The organism is Rhodocytophaga rosea, assembly GCF_010119975.1.
GTDB classification, from domain to species: Bacteria; Bacteroidota; Bacteroidia; order Cytophagales; family 172606-1; genus Rhodocytophaga; species Rhodocytophaga rosea.
The window spans coordinates 5,855,408-5,877,623 of sequence record NZ_CP048222.1 but is presented as its reverse complement, the minus strand read 5'-3'; the positions used below and the strand labels follow the sequence as shown (position 1 = coordinate 5,877,623).

Genomic DNA, 22,216 nt, shown 5'->3' with positions numbered 1-22,216 from the left:
TTTATTGATTGGTTAACAAACCTAAAGGAAATTCTTTACAAATGTCTTTCAAATATAGCTTTTCTGAGGGCTGTACTACACTTCCGGTAAAAATCTGCTTCCAGGGCTTGTAAGATTTACCATCCGGAAGATGAATCGCTGTATTGGCCCAGGCTTTTTCTCCCAGATGTAATTCATTTTCAGCCATCAATCTGGTATAAAAACGAGGTGCGACCACAAGGGCTATATTTTCTTCACTCACCCGGGCAAATGCAATCACACAGTCCTTTTGCTTACCAGATACTTCCAGTGGCAGGTATACTCCTTTGTCAAACAGTGCCGCATACTGGTTACGTACTTGTAAAGTTTTGTACAATACATACATTTTTATCCGGCCATCTTCCTTGCTGGAAAGTAGTTCGCTTATAAGCTGAGCGCTATCATTCTCGTTCTGCTGTAAAAAATCCAGGTATTGTTTTCTTAAAGAATAATCCACCGGACGGCGGTTGTCGGGGTCTACCATACTCAAATCCCATAGTTCGCAACCCTGGTAAATATCTGGCACACCGGGAGAAGTGATTTTTAATAACACCTGAGAAAGAGAATTAAATATACCATATGAGGCAATTTTCTGCTGAAAAGGTAGAAATGCTTTCAAAAAGCCTTGTGCCGGATCAAGCAGTTTGCGGCTGAATTTGAGAATAGCCTGCTCATATTGTTCATCCGGAATAGACCAACTGGAATGCACTTTGGCTTCTTTTAAAGCTTTGAGCAAATAGCCTTCTAATCGTTGGGCAAAATCATCCGGCAAAGGCGTTTCAAATGGCCAGGAGCCTAATAAGGCCTGATAGAGCATATATTCCTCATTTCTATCTGGTACAAACGCTTTTTCCCGCTTCTGCTTTACTGGCTGATTGATCTTATGCCATTGACGTACCTGCTTTTCCCACTCACCAGGAATTTCAGACAATACATTCAGCCTTGCCCGTACATCTTCGCCCCGTTTGGTGTCATGTGTAGCTGTTGCATTGATTTTATATGGCCAATGTTGTAACTGATACAGATTAAAGTGGTGAAACTCTTCTACAGAACAGCCAAATGCTTCAGGGTTGCCACCTACTTCATTGAGCGATAATAAGCGGTTGTAGATATAAAAAGCCGTATCTTCCAGCCCTTTGGCCATTAACGGACCACTGATCTGCTGAAACTGCATCACAGCTTTAATCCAGTTGGCTTTTTTAAGCTGACCCAGATTGGGCGGAAATTCCATCAGCAGAATTTTTCGCAGAAACTGTAGGGTAAGTTCTTGCCCTGCCAATAAATCTCCGGCCTTTTCCAGAGCTTCTTCAATATAGTGGCGGTCCCGGTCAGAAACCTCAGACGAATTAACATACGTACGGTACACTGGAAAACAGGAAAGCAATATACCCAGGGCCTGCCTCAGGTCTGCCTGCAAAATATCAACCCCTTCCGGAAGATAAAACGATAGTTTCTTGAATTGTAAAAACAGTTTTTCCAGGTCGCCCACAAACAAACGTTGCAGGATGAAGCGTTTCTTTTCGTAGAGTAAAGCATCATAATAAAATTCCTGTCCGGTAAACCTGGTAAATAATTCCTGGAAATCTTCTTTATGGGCACGCTCGCAGAATACATCATTCAGTTGGGTCAGAAAATCGTAGCCGCTGGTTCCTTCGATAGGCCATTCTTCAGGCAATTCTTCTCCGGCTTCCAGAATTTTTTCTACCACAATATAGGCATCCTTAGCTCGGCTGCGGAGTTGTTGCAAATAAGTCAATGGGTCATTTAATCCATCGATATGATCTATTCTTACGCCGGTGAAAACACCTTGTTGCAATAGATTAAAGATGAGTTGATGGGTTTGAGAAAGTACGGCAGGATCTTCTACCCGGATACTAATTAGCTGATTGATGTTGAAGAAACGCCTGTAATTAATCTCCCGGTTAGCCAGCCGCCAGTACGCCAGTCGGAAATGCTGTACAGATAATAAATCGTGCATTTTCTGCATATCTGCATTTAGGGTACTCAACTGGGCTTCTATAAGGGTTTTAAACTCAGCATTGTGGCTATACGCTTCCCACAAAGCTTGTTTGGCTTGTTCCATCTGAACTACCCTTTCTTCCCCCTTTACAGCGGCAATCTGGGCAAAAGCAGCTACCAGTTCCTTCGAGAGTTCTTCCAGATTCGTTTCTGTATCGGCAAGTGTCCCTAACAACACCGGATATGACTCGATGCGGAGCGGAAAGATATTATCATAATAGGCAACCTGAAACGTACCCTCCTGGTATTGAAACTGTAGTTCTCCATTTTTGAGCACTTCATAATATGGTGATCCCAGGAATGGAACCAGTAAACGCCGTTTCAGGGTTTCGTTGGGATGATTCCAGGCAATATCAAAATGTTTGCTGTATGGCGAAGCATACCCTTTTTCCAGCAAATCCATCAGCAAGCCATTCTCCGGACTAAATACCATATGGTTCGGTACAATATCCTGTAGCCAGCCGATATTTTTTTCCTTGAGTGCCTGCGACAATTCCTGTAACTCTTCCAGTGTTCCTACTTCCGGGTTGATCTGGTTGGGATCGGCTACATCATAGCCATGTGTACTGCCGGCAGGCGCTTTAAAAATAGGCGAAGCATATAGAGCCTTAATACCTAGTTTATGTAGATATTTTGTGATTTGCTGAGCTGATTGAAAAGTAAATTCTTTGTGAAATTGTATTCTATAGGTAGAAAGAGGAACTTGCATGTATATGTTTATATAGGTTTGTTTTTATTTGAAACCAATGGCAGGTAAAAATCATAGCTTAGTACGTAAACCCTTCCGGCAGGTTATACAAACAAAAAAGCCTGCTTTATGGCAGGCTTCCTTTAAATTTATATTGGCATTATTTTACAAGGGCTTTTTTTATGTTTTCAGCCACTTGCTTCAATTCTTCCAGAGTTGGGGTAAGTTTGGGTTTGCTGAAATTAATATCCTGCATAGTATTGAGCGGCACCAGGTGAATATGTGTATGCGGCACTTCAAGTCCAATCACAGCTACACCAATCCTCAGGCAAGGAACAGCATGAGCTATGGCCGGAGCCAAACGTTTGGCAAACAGCATTAAATCGGTATAAGTATCATCGTCGAGGTTGAATAAATAATCCACTTCTACTTTGGGAATTACCAGTGTATGCCCTATAGCTACCGGGTTAATATCCAGAAAAGCAAGGAATTTATCGTCTTCGGCTACCTTGTGACAAGGAATTTCTCCTTTGATGATCTTAGTGAAAATAGTCATAATTTGGTTGTTCGTTGCTTGTTGTTCGAAGATTTAATTATCCGGTGAAGTGTTTCAAATATAGTATAAAACCAATCCAACAACGAATAACCAATAACCCACAACTATATTATCTGTCGATATCTACTACTTCAAACTCCATCATGCCGGCTGGTACTTTAATAGCGGCTACTTCGCCTACTTTTTTCCCTAGCAGACCTTTACCTATAGGCGATTGTACAGATATTTTACCGGCTTTCAGATCAGCCTCTTCTTCAGATACCAGGGTATAACAAACCGTAGAACCATTCTTTTTATTCTTGATCTTTACTTTGGATAAAATAGAAACCTGTGAAGTATCAATGATAGATTCGTCTACTACACGGGCATTGGAAACTACTTCTTCCAGTTTGGAAATTTTCAGTTCCAGCAAACCCTGCGCATCTTTGGCTGCATCATATTCCGCATTCTCACTCAAATCACCTTTGTCGCGGGCTTCTGCAATCTGCCGGGCAATATCCTGCCTTCCTCTTATTCTTAATTCGTTCAGTTCTTCTTTCAGCTTCTGTAAGCCTTCCTCTGTGTAATATGAAATCTTCGCCATATGAAAATAACTTTTAAAAATTTAAACAATAAAAAAAGAACGGCAAATGAAATCAGCCGTTCTACAAAACTACAATTGACATTGTGAGCTGTAGAATCAATCGAAACCCGAAAAGTTGATAAAAGCGTGTAAATGCAATTGAGCTATCAATTTTGAGAGTTTAAACATACTAATTATTGGCAAAACTGACAAGCATCTTTAATAAATTTTATAAATACTTGTTTTCGTTATACCACTCTGTTCAACAGTAAATTTACCGCTTTATCTTAACGCAAATCAGGCGCAATTGATATATATCGTTTCACACGAATATGCTTCTTATTTTCAGAGAAGCATTCTTTTTAATTCTCAATAGGTTCCAGCGCTTCCCCATTCCTGAGAAGAATGACGTATTGAAAAACGTCTTCTGTAGTAGCTGTTTTATCTGCTACTTCCAGACTTTGCCCTGGAATCAATACTTTTGTTTCGGCCAGGCGGGAAGAAGTCCGGTAAGGAGAATTTGCTCCGTTGAGCTTAAAAAGAGTAGCTGTGGATTCGGCAGAAACGGCACGCAAATCCTTAATGCCACCTACAAAAGCCAGAGGACCATCGCTGTTTGCCCAGCTTGTATTGAAATAGGATTTACCTTTTCGGATAGAGGCAGGCAGCATTTTTCCTGGCATCATATTTTCACTATCTAAGGCATATATATTCAGCGATACTACTTTGTTTCTAAAAGGTGAATCCTGGCTATGCTTGAGTAAGGCTGCAAAAGGCCATACCATATGATCACGTTTGATAGGTACCTGCATAGTATGAAAAAATCCCCATAAGCCATACATTTTTTCGTTTTCCAGATGAAATTCCGAAGTAAGCGCTTTCAGGTTCAGATACATTACACTATCGCGGTTAACCACAGGCTGATAATAGGCTATATTCTGTAGGGTGAACATACAATTAAAAGTCTCTTTTCCCAGCATATGTTTACTTAGAGAATCTGCATCTGTTAATATCTGGTTAGCCTGGGCAGCCCATGTTTGCATGCTGATGGTATCACTCGCGGTAAGTTGTTGTATTTTATCCAGAAGCGGATTTTTGCCGGTCTGGTAGTTTTGTTGTTTCAATAGTTGTTGAAGATAGCGGTTCGTTACAGCCATATCCTGTATCCTATCTACGCCAAGGATTTTTATTTGCTTATCAGCAGGCAAACGTTGGTTCAGTGAGCGGATCTGCCTGATTTTATTATAGAAATTTTTGTTTCCCCATTGTGCATTCTGGTTCACCCAGGTTTTAAACACATAGCTGAGCAGCGTATCATTTCCGGTTTGCAGGTACTCATTCAGAAAATAAGCCTGGCTGTAATCTACTTCCGCCAGATAATATTTCAGACCTACTTTTTGATTTAAGTGAGTAAGCAGTTGTATATCCAATACCTGTGGTATAGCAAAGCCATGTACTTCACCCAGCAGGAAAATCTGTTGATTATAAAAATCAGCATCAAATAAGGTAAAGCTGTTTTCAGTTCCTGGCTGAATAACTTCTTTATTCATATGTAAATAAGCCTGGTGTTCAGAATTTTCTCCGCCAACCGCTAGCAGGGCATAGACCCAGTAGAAAACGAAACCAATAATGGTTAATACAACAGGTGTAAGTACAATAAAAAGTAGTGTTCTTTTTAAGATTTTTTTCATGATCGGGCAAGTGAATTTGATGCGTCAAAACTAAAACATCGAAATTTCTCTTGCCTAAAAAAGGGCTAAACAACAGCTATTTGGGGCATTTTGCAGGCTGTTGGGGTAAACTACAAAGCTTTGGGGCGGTTAGCTGGCTACGAGTTGTTCTTTTAGCAGGTATGAATAAGTTCTGGCCACTGGCACCACAAAGTTTGTAGCATCGAGATGCAATTTATAGCCTTGCGCATTTCCGGATATGTGCTTTACCCGTCTGAAATTAACAATATAGGAACGGTGGCAACGGGCAATTTCCGGAATTGAAAGCTGGCTTTCCAGGCGGCTAAGGCTGCTGCGGATCAGCGTTTTTGTGAGTTTCTGGTTAGTCAGGTGAAAAACCGTACAATAATTATCACTGGCTTCAATATATACCAACTGGGAAGCTGGTAATTTTAGCCGGTCTTTTTCATTTTCAGCCATTAACTCAATAGTAGTTTCCGTTATAGCCGGTTTATCTTCAGTCGTAGTTATCTTTTCGGGATACTGATTAACAGCCCGGTATTTTCGGATGAGGTATACATAATTGAGTAGTACCAGAATAATCGCCGGAAACAAGCCCACCAGAAATACAACCACAATCATATAGCTGATTTGAGTGAATGTAAAGGGCATGGCTCCGATAAGATAGCCGTATACTACACTCAAAAATCCACCTATTACGCAAGGCATTAAATTCCAGGTGATTTCCTTCCAGACTGTCCAGTATTTTTCTAAATAAAATAGGGGAGTTAATTTTGGAAGGGCAAAAAAATTCAGGAAGGTCGTAAACGATGCCACAGCGCCATAACCCATCAGAATAAGTATTTTGTAAGCATGTTGCCAGTTATAGGAACCAAACGGTTGAAAAACAATTAGTACAAAAGCTACAAAAATACCAACCAGCAGAGATTGCAAAATAACTCTTGTCAGTTTAGGTTCGTCTATGGGATAAGGTTGCCGGAGAAAAGAAAGCATTATGGGCTTTTACAAATATTTTACACAAAACAGAAGCGGTAAAAATACTAAATGACCGTCAATTATTAGGCGCTACATCTGGCCTGGTAGTTAAATTTTCTATTTTAACTCTATTTTCGCAGGCGGCTGGAATTTTTATACTTTTAATCCTACTTTCATAAATGAATTAGTTTTACAGGTTGTAGACAGCAAAAAAGATAGATAAGTATGAAAGTTAATAGTTAAACCAAAAATCAAACAAACATTCCATGCGCGAGAGGAGAAATGAAAAGCGGGGTGAGCGTAAGCTTTGTGCGCTGAAGCATTTTTCATTTTGCCCTTTTGTTTTGTTACTTTTATTTTGGGCAAGCAAAATAAAAGTAAAGACGGCTTGAGGCCACACCTTCTTCTTTACTTATAAAAGTAAACTTGACCACAACCTGATAAACCAGTTCAGATAATCTCTACAACTAACTATGCCATCTAGTTTAAAAATCATTTTTATGGGTACACCGGAATTTGCCGTACCCAGCCTGGAAATTCTTTTACAACACAACTATACAGTAGAAGCTGTAATTACTGCCCCGGATAAACCTTCTGGCAGAGGTTTAAAAGTAATGCCTTCCCCAGTGAAAGAGGTGGCAGTCAGGTATAATGTGCCAGTGCTACAACCCACCAATCTGAAATCGCCGGAATTCATCGAGGAACTCAAAAGCTACCAGGCAGACCTGCAGATTGTAGTCGCTTTTCGCATGCTTCCAGAAGCAGTCTGGAATATGCCCCCCATTGGTACATTTAATTTACATGCTTCCCTGCTGCCGCAGTACCGGGGAGCAGCACCTATTAACTGGGCTATAATTAATGGAGAAACCGAAACAGGGCTTACTACTTTTTTTCTCAAACACGAAATTGATACGGGCAATATTATCTTCCAGGAAAAAGAACCGATCACTGAACAGGATACTGCTGGCAGGTTGTATGAACGACTGCGTCAAAAAGGAGCCGAACTGGTGCTAAAAACTGTTCAGGCAATTGAAAGTGAAAATTATCCGCAAGTTCCTCAGCAAATGAGTGAAACGATTAAACTGGCTCCAAAAATTTTCAAAGAAACCTGCGAAATTAACTGGCAGCAACCTTCCAGAACCATCTATAATTTCATCCGCGGCCTTTCCCCCTACCCTACTGCCTGGACTACGCTTAATGGCAAGTTCTGTAAAATCTACATTAGTCACATTGTAAACCGTGATGAACCATTAAAGCATTCCGGTGAGCACTTTACAGACGGAAAACAATTTTTACACATGAAAACAAGTGATGGATGGCTTTCTATTGATGAATTGCAGCTGGAAGGAAAGAAAAAGATGGGGATTGAAGAGTTCCTGAGGGGCAATAAGCTATAAAATCAATTGGTATAAACGGTTATATAGCTTTGTAAAGGGCAGATTAGTGGTTTGCTTCCGAACAGACAGTGTACGAAAACGAACACTTTTTTATTGTAATTTTTTAATTCATCAAACAAAACAGGTCTTATTTTGCAAATTTAAGCCTTTTTATAGGTTGGCACACCTATTGGTATACCCCTGGCATCACATAAACAGTGTTAAGCACTTACACATAAAGAGGATTAATTAAAATGAAAGGATCACCATTTATTCTGCTGTTTCTAATGCTTTCCATATCAGTAGTACTGGTTAGCATAAAGCGTAGTTCTGTGAGCCTGTATGCCACCTCGCTCAACAACGCTTTTATTTCGTATGATTTAATGAATGCACCTGGCCTGTCGGAGAAATCGCTGGTAGAATCTCTGAACGTAAAGCTGGATGAAGCCAACGACAAATGGGTAGAAGATTATAATAAAAAAGCAGGCGATGTAAGCGAATGTTATACCGAACAATGTGTATTGTTTCCTGAAAATAGTAAAGCAATTACCGGCAAAACAGATATTGCCCAGTTTTATAGCCAGAAATACCCCAATGTATCCAAAGTAAAAACGGTGCAGGTGAAGAAACGCTTTATTGAAACGCCCACTTTAATATACGAAGTAGGTACCTTAATCACAGATAAACAGGAGATGTATCCATACATGGTAAGCTGGAACGGAAGCAAAGGCACCTGGCAACGCGAGCTGGAAGCAACGGCTAAAAAAACCACCAGCTATAATGATTCTGTACAGATTGATGCAGCCAGAGAAAAATGGATGCAGCTTTGTAATGCCCATAACCACCAGCAATTGGTAAAAAGCTTGTATCTGAAAGATGCCTATTACTACAACAAAGGAAGGGTATTGCAAGGGTGGGAAAGCTTATTCACTGAGTACAAATACATGTCGCAGCCCAGTTACCAATTAAGTCTGAAACCCATATCGGTACTAATGGTACAACCAGATTTAGCGTATGAAGTAGGTAAGTGTTCAGGCAGTTATGGCGGCCATTATATGCTGGTGTGGGAAAAACAAAAAGATGGGGAATGGAAAGTTTCTCTCGATTCGAATTATTAGATAAAGGTTTAGTATAAATAGTAATACACAAAAAAGCCTGGCATAATATTCTGCCAGGCTTTTTTTATTGCGAATTGCATATCGGTTAATTCCCGGTAGCTGTTGTATCCTTTTTCGGTGCACCGAAGATTTTGTTTTTCAGCTTCTTCTTCTCTTCTTCTATTTTCTTTTTGGCTTCATCTTCCAGCTGTTTCTTTTTAGCTTCAGCTTCCTTCTGTAAACGGTCTTGTTCTGCTTTTGCTTTGGCTTCTGCCTCAGTTTTCAGACGGTCGGCTTCGGCCTTAGCCTTAGCTTCCGCTTCAGCCTTGGCTTTATCCACTTCGGCATTCACTTTATCTTTTACTACTTCGGTTACCGCTTCTTTCACCGTACCACTGGCACTGCTTCCGGCTAGCCCGATTTTAGGCTGGTTGTACGTTCCACCAATGTTAAGGTCTAATTTAATGTTCTGTGCATTAGCAGCTGGTTTTCCGGTAAGAGAAGCCAGGGCATTATTTACAGTTGCTCCCAATTGTCCGGCTGGAATATCCATTTTCACTTTGTAATCCATGGTACCATCTATGCCATTACTTCCGCCAATATTCATTTTATAAGGTCCGCTTGCTACATCAAACGGTTTGAAATGAATACGTCCGTCTTTTACTTCGGCTTGCAGCAACACATCTTTCAGTTGAATGGTTTTCAGATCATTCAGTTTAGTAAAACTGCTCAGATTGCTCAGAATGGGCGCATCTTTCACTACCGCATTGGCTAATTTGATCAATCCGCCTCCGGTTAAGCTATTATACAATGGCATCATATCCTGGCCTAAGCCACCACCAATTTTAAAGTCGGTTGAAAAATTACCGGTAATATTTTTAGCCAGTGGCATCAGCGCCTGTACGGTATTGAAGGTTTTGTATGCCTCAGCAACTGCTACATTGTTGATATTGAGGTCGAAATCGAATTTCGGATTTTTGATGTCTTTTGTATCGTAGGTTCCATTGGTAACAAAATTACCGCCTAAGCTATTGAAAGCCAGTTTATCCATCCGTACAGTTCCATCCCGCACAATGATAGTTCCATTCATGTCGGTCATAGACATGTTGTCGTATAGCACTTTGCCGAGGGTAGAAACCAGTGTAAAATCTACATTTTTAGGTACTTCAAATACCGTTAATGGCTCCTCTGTGGTAGTAGCAGCTGCATTCGGGTCTTCGGTCATCCATTCGTTCACATCAAACTGCTTAGAAGCAAAATTCATATTGCCTTTAATGGTCTGGTTTTCCTTAAACAGATAGGCAATATAATTGGAAAGTGTACCACTCATGGCAATGTCGCTTTTTCCGGCAAATCCACTAAAATCGGTTAAGTTGATGTATTGCGGCGTAAAGTTCATCGCTGCATGGGTGATTTTCATTCCCTGCGGCATATCAGCACTATTGTAGGTAAAATTGCTGATCTCCATCGTGCCACTGGTCGGCAACTGGTCATACCGTTCTGCTTCTACATCCGACATTTTTCCTTTGGTCGAAATATCTGCTTTGATTTTTCCAGTCAACGTCATTCCTTCCAGCGGATAAATCTTGGTCATTTTGGTCAGGTCAGCAGCACCTTTTACCTGCACATCGTAGGTATAATCGTCTAAATTTTCGATATAAGCATTGGCGTGTAACGGTTCCCCTTCCAGCATCATATTAAAGTCCTTCACATGGATTTTGGTATCTGCCATTTGTCCGGACTGGTTTTGAACAGTAGACGAAAAACTCATTTGTTCGAGCGGAGCCAGAAAATCCTTAGATTTTACATAGCCGTTCTGCAAACTCATACTGGCATTTACAGCAGGCATACGTTTCTGCGCTTCGCTGTATACACCTTTGGCTTTCAGATCCAGGTTGTACAATCCTTTCAGCGTTAAGCCTTCAATGGGGAACATCTGGGTAAGTTCAGCCAGGTTGAGTTTAGCCAGAATGTTGGCATCTACATCATAATTGGTCAGCCCTTTTACCAGAATACGTCCGTCGATGGGGTTTTTGCCCAGGTCAGCATGGAATTTCTTGATATCAATTATGGTATTATCGATCACACCGTCTTTATTATCCACCTTCATATCCACATTAATATTATTAACAGCTGTAGGCAGATCCGGATATTTCATCATGCCATCTTTTACCAGAATATTTACCATAAAAGCAGGCATTTGCACGGCATTATAGGTTCCTTTCGCCATCCCATCGAAGGCAATGGTTCCTTCAGCTTTTACATCTTTAAAACTTTCGGTGTATACACCAGGTACCAGAGACAACAGGCTTTTGAACGTGCTCTCCTTGGTCTTATAGGTAATATCCATGTTGATGTTGGTATCCGGCATGGCTACATACCCATCAAACCCAAAGGCAAAATCATTGAGCTTTACTGTATTTTCCTTGAAGGTGTATTTAGACTCAGGCAGATTCATGCTCAGGGTCATATCGGCATCTATCTTTTTATCAGACAGGTATTCTACGCCATCATAAGATACGGTAACTCTTTCTGCATGGGTACGGGTAACTAAGTCAAATAAATCCTGGGTAAAATCGCCGCTGCCACTATGGTCGAGGTCTACAATTCGAGCATACATAGGCATCGTTCTGTCGTCGTATACCACATAGCCATTGTTAATGGCCCAATTGTCTACACCAAAGGCAAATTCAGAAGAAGTAGTATCGGCTACGGTGGCAGTATCAGCAGGATCAGCGATATAAATATCCCAGTTGGCTTTTCCATCTTTCAATACTTTGGCGTGAATCCGGGGTTCATCCAGATCAATGGCTTTCACCTGTATCTTATCGCCGCTGATCACACTCATAATATTTACTGTAACCTCAAATGACTTGATAGCAGCCAGGGTATCACTTTTGAAAACACCTTTTCCCACCACCCCAAAATTTTCCATAGAGGCTGTAATATTCGGAAAGTGTTTAAATAAACTTACGCTGAAATCATCGGCATCAAAGTACACGTTGGCGTCTACCTTTTTTGCTATTTCTTTATCAATCTTTGCCTTAATCTCGTCTTTGTAGACAACCGGAAGAATAAAGGCGGCTCCCAGTAATACTACAAATATTCCCAGAATAATCAGGATTGCTTTTTTCATAATATATATTGTTTTGTTTGTATAACGTACAGAATGTCAGACTGTTTATTTTTGAAAAGCTACAGGCATTATATTCTCAATTGTTTTCAGTCAGATACTGCCTGTTTATTTTCGAAATCTCAAAATCAGCTAAGGTCTGAAATTCTAGAATCTATGTATCTGTTAAACATGTAAGTTTACTAATTTTTATTAAGTTCAAAATGGCGCAAATTTACAGGCGAAGTAAGATTTTACAATTTTCATACCATCTGAGCTTTATTTATTCACGTAGTTTGGGTTAGCTGTTGAAAATCCATTGCTATCAGGAAGCAGAAATACACCTTTTTGGGCAGGCATTGGAGATATAACGATTTTTTATTGGGTTTTAATCTAATTTAAGCTTGTAACTTCCTATATTTCTACCTTATTCCAATCAATGTGCGTTCCTATAGCCATGACAAGATCGCCTCAATTTTTTATCATCATGGTTCTGATCATTATTATAAAATATCCCTATGAAAATTTTAGTTGTAGAAGATGAACCTAAACTAGCAGCTTATGTAAAAAAAGGGCTGGAGGAACAAACGTATGAAGTAGAAATAGCTTACGACGGAGCTATGGGTAAACGGATGGCCTTAAGCGGCCATTATGATGTAATTGTGATGGATGTAAATCTGCCGCATATGAATGGATTTGATGTAGCCAAAGCCATCCGGGAAGAAAAATCAAAAACCCCTATTCTGATGCTTACGGCCCTAGGCACGATGGAGGATAAACTGACAGGGTTCGATTCGGGGGCTGATGATTACCTGGTAAAACCATTTGAGTTCAGGGAATTACTGGCTCGCTTGCGGGCTCTTCATAAACGCAGTTCTGAAGGCCCCATTCAGGCTAACTACCTTAAAATTGCAGACCTGGAAGTGAATCTGGATGAGAAAACTGTAAAACGTGCCGGCAGGAAACTGGACCTGACTGCTAAAGAATTTTCTTTACTGGAGTATTTTATGCGAAACAAAGGCCGGGTGGTTTCCAGGGTAGATATTGCCGAAAAAGTTTGGGAAATTAATTTCGACACCGGCACCAATGTGATTGATGTATATGTGAATTTTCTGCGAAAAAAAGTAGATAAGGATTTTCCGGTTAAATTGATTCATACCGTAGTGGGAATGGGATATATTTTAAAGGAGGAGTAGCTGGAAGGAATTAATGTAATTACAGATTTAATGAAGCTGTAATAATTGTAATTCTGTAATTCTTATCCCAAAACTCCCTCAATTCTACATTCACTCATTTACTACGGCCCAGTAGTCTTTAACCCTCCCATGAAAGTCAGAAATAAACTTACCTTCTTATTTACATTTCTGGTAGCCACCATTCTGCTGCTGTTCTCGCTTTCTATCTACTATTTTTATACCCTTTACCGCAAAAACGAATTTTACAACCGCCTGCAGGAAAAAGCCTTTACTACGGTACATCTGTTAAAGGAAGTAAATGGCATTAATGCACAAATGCTGCAAACCATCGACCGCAATGAAATCACTTCGCTGTACGATGAAGAAGTAACCATTTATAATGAGCAAGATGTTATCATCTACGACAGTGGTAATACGCCGGTGCCGGTTTCAACCGATTTTATCAGGAAAGTACGGGATGGAAAAACCTACGAGTTGCGAAATGGCCAGAAAGAAATACTGGCCATCAGGTATGCTGGAGGCGAGGATCAACTGGTAGTCGTAATTTCCGCCGTGGATAAATATGGTTTCAGTAAAGTTGAAATTCTTACCAATATCCTCATTGTCGGATGGATTATCAGTGTAGGACTGGTATTCATTGCCGGATGGTTTTTTTCTGGGAATGCTATGAAACCGGTGGCAACCATTGTAAAACAAGTAAAAGATATTACAGCTTCTAATCTTTCGGCCAGGTTAATTACCAACAACAGCCAGGACGAACTTACGCAGCTGGCCCGTACCTTTAATGAAATGTTAGCCCGCCTGGATGAAGCGTTTGCGGCACAGAAAATATTTGTCTCGCATGCCTCTCATGAACTCCGCACGCCTCTGGCTATTTTAACCAGCCAGCTGGAAGTAGAACTGATGGAAGATAAACTTTCAGAGAAATACCGGAAAAAATTTGAATCTATTCTGGAAGAAATACAAAGTATGAGCCAGCTTACCAACGGCCTGCTGGAACTGGCCAGAGCTAATTCTGATGCCAAAGCCATTTCATTTGAAATGATACGCATTGATGAAATTCTCTGGCAGGCACAAACCGAACTTTCGAAAAAGAAACCAGAGTACCAGATCTCCATTGATTTTCAGGAGCAGCCTGAAGATGAACAGGCATTAATAGTGTCAGGAAATGAATCGCTGTTGAAACGGGCGCTGATGAACCTGATGGAAAACGGATGCAAATTCTCCGAAAATAAACAGGTGCGTATCCTGCTGCATATCAAACCCCGGACCATTTCTATCCGCTTTGAAGATGAAGGTGTAGGGATAGACCGGGAAGACATCAGCCATATTTTTGAACCTTTCTACCGTTCCGAACGCACCCGCCATGTATACGGGCATGGAATAGGTCTGGCCTTAACGCTTAAAGTTATTGAATTACATGGTGGTAATTTGTATGTAAACTCCGAGCTAGGCAAAGGCACTATTATGACTGTAGAACTTCCCAACTTGCTGGAACAGTGAGCAGCCAAGAGGTGTGATATAAACAATTTGCGGTAATTGATCGGGGTTGATTTAGCATACAAACAAAACAAGGAATAATAGAATAGATTAAGCTCTATTCACTATTCCTTGTTTAATAGATATTGTTATTGCTAACAAATTTGGCCAGTACCAAATAGCCTATCCCAACTGGCCAAAGACCATTTTACGATGACCTGTAGGCCATTTCGTATACAGATTTTGCATGAGGACCCATAAACACCCTGGCATATATCCTGATAATGGAGAGCCCATCCAGAATAAAGCTTAAGGCTACAAAAAATGCCAGCAGAGCCTGGTCTTCATGAATGTGGCTGAATAATAAATCTTCTCCGATAAAGGCTGGAGTAATAGGAAAGCCAGATACGCCCAAGCAGGCCAACAGAAATACCACAGCAAGCTTAGGATAGATACGGGAATATCCATGAAACTGATTTAAATCGATGCTTTCCTCATATAAGCGCAGCCTGTTCAAACATATAAATCCTATAATTCCGCTGATAACAATGCCGCTCAGGTAAAATAAAGTTTGATCGTATTTAAAATGTTCGTTAAATGAAATAGCCAGGGCGATCCAGAAATGGTTCATGATTACCAGTATCCAGCTCATCTGTACGTTTCTTCTTTCGGTGAAAGATTTAAACACCATAATCAAACCCATAAAAGAGAATATAACTGGTAACACTGCATGGATTTGTGCCGGAATAAACTCTTCATAGAACAAACTTATAAGCCCAAGCAAATATACTGGCACAAAGAAACGAAGCGCCCCGTTCACTGATAAAAAGCCTAGTTTATTACCTGCCCACTTAAGCGGATTCCACAAAAAGCGATACATAATAGAATCCAGGTTCCACTCTTTCAGACACAGGATGTAGAGAGAATTTTCAAGCTTCTTAGGTAAGGAATCCTCAAAGGTATGTTGTCTGGGTGTATAATTGTAAAACTGTTCACGAATCAGGTAACTCACCACAGAAGGAGAAACCAGCAACTGATACGTTCTTAAAAAGGCATTTCCGGCAAAGTGAATCAAGGCAAGGGTAGTAAAGCCGGCAGCTACTTCAATAAATATCAATCCGATCTGGGCAATAGAAGCATAGGCGATCTGGCTTTTTACGGAAGATTGTACCCTGGCAATACCAGTTGTAACAATAGCTGTAGCCAGCCCTAAAACACCTATTAATATCCGTACAGAAATCTGCTGTTCCCAGAAAGGAAATGTTCTTAATAACAGAAATACTCCCAAATGCACCGATAAGGAACCGTAAAATATAGCACTGGATGGTGTAGGTCCTTCCATAGCCCTGGGCAACCAGGAAGAGAAAGGCAATTGGGCAGATTTAGCAGCAGCCGATATCAGAATCATTACTGAAATAAATATTCCAACCAGGCTGTGGCTTTCCAAATGTGTATGCACCAGCTCATAGTTAGCGAGTTTGGCAAACGTAATATTTTCGTGCCATAAATGATGGCTCATCCACATGGCCAGAATCAACCCCACATCTCCAAGCCGGTAAATAGAAAATACCTTTACGGCATTTTTTACTGGTAAATAACGGTCTTTATAAAAAGCAATTAGCAGGAATGAAGAAACACCCAGAATTTCCCAGCCTACAAACAATGTTTCCAGATTGCCTGAAAAAACCACCATATTGTAGCCCAGGTAGAAAAAAAGAATAGTGTTAAAGAAACGTTTGTACCCATGTTCCCGGTGAAGATAATACCGGCTGTAAACCGTTACCAGAAAAGTGAGAAAAGCACCTACAAAGAGATATACTGCACTTATTTTATCAAACTGGAAGGCCAGAAAGAATTCATAGCCACTGGTCTGGAAGAGGACCAGATCCTTCATATTGATCACCGGCTGGTTTCCGATCAACCACAAGAACATAAAGGAAAGAAAGCTGAGTAAGTGAAGCCCAACCGTTAGATAGGCCGCCCAGGATATAGTATTTTCCTTTCGCCGGGGTATCAATAAACTGATAATGAAGCCAATGAGCGGAATGAATCTGATCAGAAATAAAAGAAAGAGCGTCATATAAAAATGAGATGACAGATAAAAATATTAATTGGTAAAATGCATCATCTGAAGCATATTCCCTCAGAGAAAGTATGGTTTATGAAAGTAAATAAACTGGTAAATTGTCCTGTTGCACTTCAATAATCGGTGTTATATCAGCTACAGCCTCCAGTTTTTGAGTAATGGGCTGGTAAGGTGTAAAGTTTCCTTCTCTAAATACATAGAACTCCCGTGTTTCCGGATGTACGGCTACCAGATGCACCCACTCATTAATAAACCACTCATAGGTTTCCGGTGATTTTTGAATAGTTTTTAATACCACATCCGGAAAATGTTCTACGATGATCATCAGGCGGACCGGATCATGTACCTCTATCATCTGGCTGGGAAGCCCTGGCCGTAAATCTCCATCTATCCCATTAGCCACACCAAAAAGTCCCATTACATTATGCGGAAGTTTGGTGCCAGCACCCAGCTTATGATTATCTACCCTGGAGAAGAAATATTCCAGGTTGATACCACCGCAAACCGGAGCAGCGGCTTTCAGGATATTGAACAAATATTTGCCTTCCGGGTCTACCTGGTAATCAAATGAGTTCATAAACGAACGCCTGTCTAAAAATAAGCCTTTAGATAATTCCCGCTTGCCTACAATACATAAGGCATTGGTAGCATGGTTTAATTCCGGGCGGGGTTCGAACAGAGAAACAGATCTTCTTTTTACTTTATTATGAATATAGGCCGGGCTCTCTTTCGAATTGATAGACTCAAAACGCCTGGACCTTTCTTTCGCATTATGATCCAGCGCCTTATTAAATACCGTTTCGTTTTTTCGGTGAATTTCCTGATTCTTCGAAGAAAGAGAATTTTCATCATAGAAAGCTACTTCGTCACGGGTAGTATCATGTAAGCCTCCCAAAAACTGAATTTCTGCCGGGATCTCCATTCCTCTGGAACGCAATATCGCTCTTACTTCCGGATGGTTGGCCATATAACAAATCACTCTCGCATTCACCGAACCTGGCCTTCCAGAGCAAGCGCCGCAATCATATGCCGCATAATGAGGATTATTGATACTGCTGGAACCATGTCCGATCACATAAATAACAGGAGCAAAATCTTTTACCAGACCGATGCTTTTCAAAAGATTTTCTACCCGGATCGCCATCTCCTCTACTGTAAAGCCGATCTGCAACTCATTTTCCCGGTGGCTGGCATCTTTGTTCTCAATGGTAAGCAGCGAATATTTGTCCATGTGCCTAAAGGAAGAAGCTGTAGCCGGATTCATAGACGGCCGGAAAATATTCAGGAATAACTTGAAGGCAGACCAGAAGCCCAGTGTCTGGGTAATAAGCAATCCCCTGAACAGAGAATGAGTATGTTTGGTAAAATGGACGTCTTTCTGCCGTTTTCCTTTGGTGCCGGCTTCCTTGATCAGGTATTTGGGTGTAACTGGTGCCGGGCATAGTTTGGTATAGGTTTTTCCATGTTCGGGCTGAAAGAAAAATTCCACCCCAAAGAAACCTGGTGTACCAAATGTTTCGCAAGCGGGATCAAACTTTTCCAGGTACCGCCGGAAAGAGCATTCCCTATCATCGATACAAAACATGGCCTGGAAACTTTTGGGAGATATATTTTTGTGTGTTTGTTTTTGCAAACCTATACCGGCAAGTACCTGGTCATAATAGCTCCATTCAAAGGCTTCCTGCCAGATAGCGATAGCTTCATCATAGCTCGTGAAAGGAACAGGGGCAAACAGATCGGTGGGGTGAGTTATCAAACGGCTACGCAATGGTTTCCAATCGTTTCCAAACTGAAAATCAAGGGCATCTATCTCCAGTAAAAGCTCAAATACAATTAAGTCGTGCAGGGATATTTTTCTAGGATCAACCAGGGTTTGCGGCTGGTCTTCGATGGCCGAAACCATCCCTGACCATCCCTGGTGGGCAAATTGCTGGTCGTATAGATATTGTGTGTAGAGTGTTTCATCGCCTACGACCATTTCCAGCAGGGAATCGATGGCACATTCATCATTCAGCAACATTTTTTTAGCGCGGTCTTTTCTAAAAAAGCTCGTAAAACTGTTGCGCTCCATTTCTTTCAGAGAAGCCAGAAATCCATTCTGCCATACCGGAAAGTTCCACATGGCGATTCCCTGATCCAGATAACTGCACAAAATCCTAAACAAAATGGGATGTACCAGAGAATCCAGGTCAATTTTATAATACTTTTTCCAGTTGGCCCTTAAAAAACCTATTCTTGGACTATCAGAAGCATTGTACTTCCAGGTGAGCAATTTTTCCTTCCATTCCTTTGCTTGTTTCGTTCCTTTTCTCTGCTCAATCACTTTTTCCAGAATATCTTCCCGGATACGGCCCGACTGGTAAAATTCACGGTATTCATCGATTGTAAGGGAAACTTTATAACCGAATATGGTAGATGCCTCATGAATAGCCTGGTGAAACGGCTTATGCTGAAAAGCATGCAGCGTATTATGGTGGATAAAATCTTTTAAAGGCGCCTGTGCCGGCAGATAATGTTTGAGATCGTGGATTACATCATGAGCATTGAATAAAGTATTTGTAGATTTTTGTTCGGCAAGCAACTCGTGCTCATGTATAAGAGAAGGTACTGTTTTCATGAGGGATAGTAAAAAATACTGTTTAAAAACCTATGTACAGTTTTAAACTTTATCTCAAAGATGGCTTCCTGCAATTAAAAGCGTATTAAACCCAGATTAAAAAGCAATTAAAAATGTAGTAAAGGTTGTTTTTTGAGAGATTATTAAGTTTAAAAAATACAATTTTCAGGAAATCTTATTTGCCCATTTCGCTTCTATACAAATTTACTAAAGGTTACTTCTCCCATACCAGTATGTCTCCTAGTTTATTTCAAGTATAAAGACGCCCAAAAAGGTAGTAGCTGTATTTAATTTATCTCAACACTTTTGCAGGAAATATGATGCCACAAGTTGATCCGGATTTCATCTTTTTCGCTGCCCATCATTTTTTAATCCCCTTTTAATCTCACTTTAATTCCCTTTTAATTGGAGCATGCCAACTTTGGTATCGTGAATTTTATAAAACAATTGATTCCACACCTATACCGAAGAAAAATTACGCTATCCTTTTAACAGATTTTTTATGAAAAACAGCACATCCCATATACCTGCTGACGGCCTGGAGGGCCTCCGCCAGAACTGGAAGCAGGATATGATTTCAGGCTTTCTCGTATTTTTAATTGCTTTACCCCTGTGTTTGGGCATAGCCCTGGCCAGTGGTTTCCCACCCATTGGGGGCATTTTTACAGCCATTATTGGCGGGTTGATTGTAGGACCTATTTGTGGCTCCAGACTAACCATTAAAGGGCCAGCCGCAGGTTTAATTGCTATTGCCGTAGGTTCTGTGGAAGCCTTAGGCAGTGGAGATGCGATGGCAGGTTACCGTTTAACCCTGGCTGTCATTGTAGTTGCCAGCATTATTCAAATCATATTTGGGCTTATTAAAGCCGGTAAGCTTAACGACTTTTTTCCGGCGGCTGCTGTGCATGGGATGCTGGCTGCTATTGGTATTATCATCATTGCCAAACAGATACACTCTATATTTGGCGTAAAACCTGAGGCAAAAGAACCCCTGGCATTGCTTGCTGAAATTCCGAAAACTATTGTAAATATGAATCCCGAGATTGCCATTATTGGACTGGTAAGCTTAGGTATATTGATTGTTCTGCCGCTGATTAAAAACAAATATGTAAAAATGATTCCGGCGCCCATGCTGGTTATTCTGGTAGCGATTCCATTGGGTCATTTATTTGACTTAGAACATGAGCACAAATACCTGTTCCTGGACGGACATGAATACACCCTGGGACCAAAATTCCTGGTTACCCTGCCTGCCAGTATCATGGATGGTGTCACTTTCCCGGATTTCTCCAAACTACTTACTTTCGAATCGATCAAATATATTTTGATGTTTGCATTGGTGGGAAGTATTGAATCTCTGCTGACAGTAAAAGCCATTGATGGACTCGATCCGTATAAAAGAAAATCAAACTACAATAAAGACCTGGTAGCCGTGGGTATTGGAAACACCCTTGCGGGATTGATCGGTGGTTTGCCTATGATCTCTGAAGTAGTTCGTTCTTCGGCCAACGTAAATAATGGCGCTCAAACCCGCTGGGCTAACTTCTTCCATGGGGCATTCCTGCTGATATTTGTAGCCTTTGCTCCGTTCCTGATTCACCAGATTCCATTAGCTGCTCTGGCTGCAATGCTGGTATTCACCGGGTATCGCCTGGCTTCGCCCCGTCAGTTTACTTCTACCTTCAAAATTGGTAAAGAACAACTGGTAATCTTTGTTGTAACGGTTATTACTACCCTGGCTACTGACTTGCTGGTAGGTATTGCCGCCGGTATTGTTACCAAATTTATTATTCATATCATTTCCGGTGCCCCTGTTAAGCACTTGTTCAAAGCGAGTGTAGATGTTCGGGAAAATGGTAAAGACACCATTGAGCTGTTTGTAAAAAACTCTGCCCTGTTCTCTAACTATTTAGGATTTAAAAAATACCTGGATAAACTTCCTCATGGCAAACATGTGGTACTTGATTTTGCCGGCACCCGCATGATCGACCATACCTTTATGGAAAACCTGCACCATTTCGAGCATGATTATCAATTAAGTGGAGGCACCGTAGAAATCAGAGGGATGGATAAACACAAACCGGTTTCGGCACATCCAATGGCCGCCAGAAGAATTTCTGCGATTGAATCGGTAGGCATCGTTCTCAACAAAAGACAGGTAGCCATCGAGAAAGCTGCTATGCAAATTGGAGCTACGTTCGATCCATCTAAAGAATCATCTGTAGCTATTTTCCGCCAGTTTCCATTGTTTACAGGTGCCAAAATCCGTTACCGCGAAAATACTGTAACCAAACTGGTAGATGAGGTAAAAATAGAAGTGACGGATGTGGCCGGCACCCAGCTTACCCATTTGTCTGAGAAAAATCTGGAAGAAACTGTCATGCTGATTTCAAAATTACCAGTACGGTTGCCAGACTTTATTCTGGAGAAAGAATATATTTTTGATGCCTTTACAGAACTTGCCGGATACAAGGATATTGACTTCAAGGATCACCCCAGATTCTCTTCCCATTATTTACTTAAAGGAAAAGAAGAAGCCAGAGTAAGAACTGTATTTGACAGCAACCTGATTTCTCTCCTGGAAAGTAATCTGCAATATTATATTGAATGCAAAAATAATGTATTACTGGTACACAGCGACAGACAAGTCCTGGATGCAAGTCGGTACAAAGAGATGATCTCCTTCAGCCAGCAACTTATCGAAAGTTTGCTGAAACTCAAATTATCTGCACAGCAATAAAGTA

General features: G+C 40.8%; 13 protein-coding genes. 5 read left to right on the top strand and 8 right to left on the bottom strand.

Annotation, left to right across the window (positions count from 1 at the left end; genetic code table 11):
* Nucleotide 1: 1 nt before the first annotated feature.
* The 5 genes from treY to GXP67_RS24240 all read right to left on the bottom strand — a co-directional run bounded on the left by treY (nucleotide 2) and on the right by GXP67_RS24240 (nucleotide 6,527).
* Nucleotides 2-2,746 carry a malto-oligosyltrehalose synthase gene (gene treY, locus GXP67_RS24260; protein WP_162445515.1) on the bottom strand — a complete coding sequence of 915 codons (2,745 nt, stop codon included), beginning with the start codon at nucleotides 2,744-2,746 and terminating at the stop codon, nucleotides 2-4.
* 139 nt (nucleotides 2,747-2,885) lie between these two features.
* Entirely contained in the window at nucleotides 2,886-3,281 is a 396-nt protein-coding gene (locus GXP67_RS24255) for an HIT family protein (protein ID WP_162445514.1), read from the bottom strand.
* A gap of 109 nt (nucleotides 3,282-3,390) precedes the next feature.
* Entirely contained in the window at nucleotides 3,391-3,864 is a 474-nt protein-coding gene (gene greA, locus GXP67_RS24250; protein WP_162445513.1) for a transcription elongation factor GreA, read from the bottom strand.
* A gap of 341 nt (nucleotides 3,865-4,205) precedes the next feature.
* Nucleotides 4,206-5,534 (bottom strand): TraB/GumN family protein, encoded by a 1,329-nt coding sequence (locus GXP67_RS24245; RefSeq protein ID WP_162445512.1) that lies wholly within the window; start codon nucleotides 5,532-5,534, stop codon nucleotides 4,206-4,208.
* 129 nt (nucleotides 5,535-5,663) lie between these two features.
* A complete protein-coding gene (locus tag GXP67_RS24240) occupies nucleotides 5,664-6,527 on the bottom strand; it encodes a LytR/AlgR family response regulator transcription factor (protein ID WP_162445511.1) in 864 nt (287 codons plus the stop codon).
* A gap of 455 nt (nucleotides 6,528-6,982) precedes the next feature.
* Between GXP67_RS24240 and fmt the strand changes: the two genes are divergently transcribed.
* Both fmt and GXP67_RS24230 read left to right on the top strand, forming a co-directional pair.
* Nucleotides 6,983-7,906 carry a methionyl-tRNA formyltransferase gene (gene fmt / locus GXP67_RS24235; protein WP_162445510.1) on the top strand — a complete coding sequence of 308 codons (924 nt, stop codon included), beginning with the start codon at nucleotides 6,983-6,985 and terminating at the stop codon, nucleotides 7,904-7,906.
* 233 nt (nucleotides 7,907-8,139) lie between these two features.
* Nucleotides 8,140-9,003: a Cif family virulence factor gene (locus GXP67_RS24230; protein ID WP_162445509.1), complete on the top strand. Its 864-nt coding sequence runs from the start codon at nucleotides 8,140-8,142 to the stop codon at nucleotides 9,001-9,003.
* An 85-nt stretch (nucleotides 9,004-9,088) separates the two neighbouring features.
* Here the strand turns inward: GXP67_RS24230 and GXP67_RS24225 are convergent, their stop codons facing one another.
* On the bottom strand, nucleotides 9,089-12,118 hold the full coding sequence (locus tag GXP67_RS24225) for an AsmA family protein (RefSeq protein WP_162445508.1): 3,030 nt from the start codon (nucleotides 12,116-12,118) through the stop codon (nucleotides 9,089-9,091).
* Between the two features lie 494 nt (nucleotides 12,119-12,612).
* Here GXP67_RS24225 and GXP67_RS24220 point away from each other — a divergent pair, with 494 nt between their 5' ends.
* Together GXP67_RS24220 and GXP67_RS24215 are read left to right on the top strand one after the other, a co-directional pair.
* Entirely contained in the window at nucleotides 12,613-13,290 is a 678-nt protein-coding gene (locus tag GXP67_RS24220; RefSeq protein WP_162445507.1) for a response regulator, read from the top strand.
* A 129-nt stretch (nucleotides 13,291-13,419) separates the two neighbouring features.
* A complete protein-coding gene (locus tag GXP67_RS24215; RefSeq protein ID WP_162445506.1) occupies nucleotides 13,420-14,793 on the top strand; it encodes a sensor histidine kinase in 1,374 nt (457 codons plus the stop codon).
* A gap of 184 nt (nucleotides 14,794-14,977) precedes the next feature.
* Here the strand turns inward: GXP67_RS24215 and GXP67_RS24210 are convergent, their stop codons facing one another.
* Nucleotides 14,978-16,849: a proton-conducting transporter transmembrane domain-containing protein gene (locus GXP67_RS24210; protein WP_162445505.1), complete on the bottom strand. Its 1,872-nt coding sequence runs from the start codon at nucleotides 16,847-16,849 to the stop codon at nucleotides 14,978-14,980.
* Nucleotides 16,850-16,928: 79 nt separating this feature from the next.
* Complete coding sequence (locus GXP67_RS24205) at nucleotides 16,929-19,472, bottom strand: YbcC family protein (RefSeq protein ID WP_162445504.1); 2,544 nt, start codon at nucleotides 19,470-19,472, stop codon at nucleotides 16,929-16,931.
* 502 nt (nucleotides 19,473-19,974) lie between these two features.
* On the opposite strand from GXP67_RS24205, the gene GXP67_RS24200 reads away from it, so the two are divergent.
* Nucleotides 19,975-22,212 carry a SulP family inorganic anion transporter gene (locus GXP67_RS24200; RefSeq protein ID WP_162445503.1) on the top strand — a complete coding sequence of 746 codons (2,238 nt, stop codon included), beginning with the start codon at nucleotides 19,975-19,977 and terminating at the stop codon, nucleotides 22,210-22,212.
* Nucleotides 22,213-22,216: the final 4 nt, after the last annotated feature.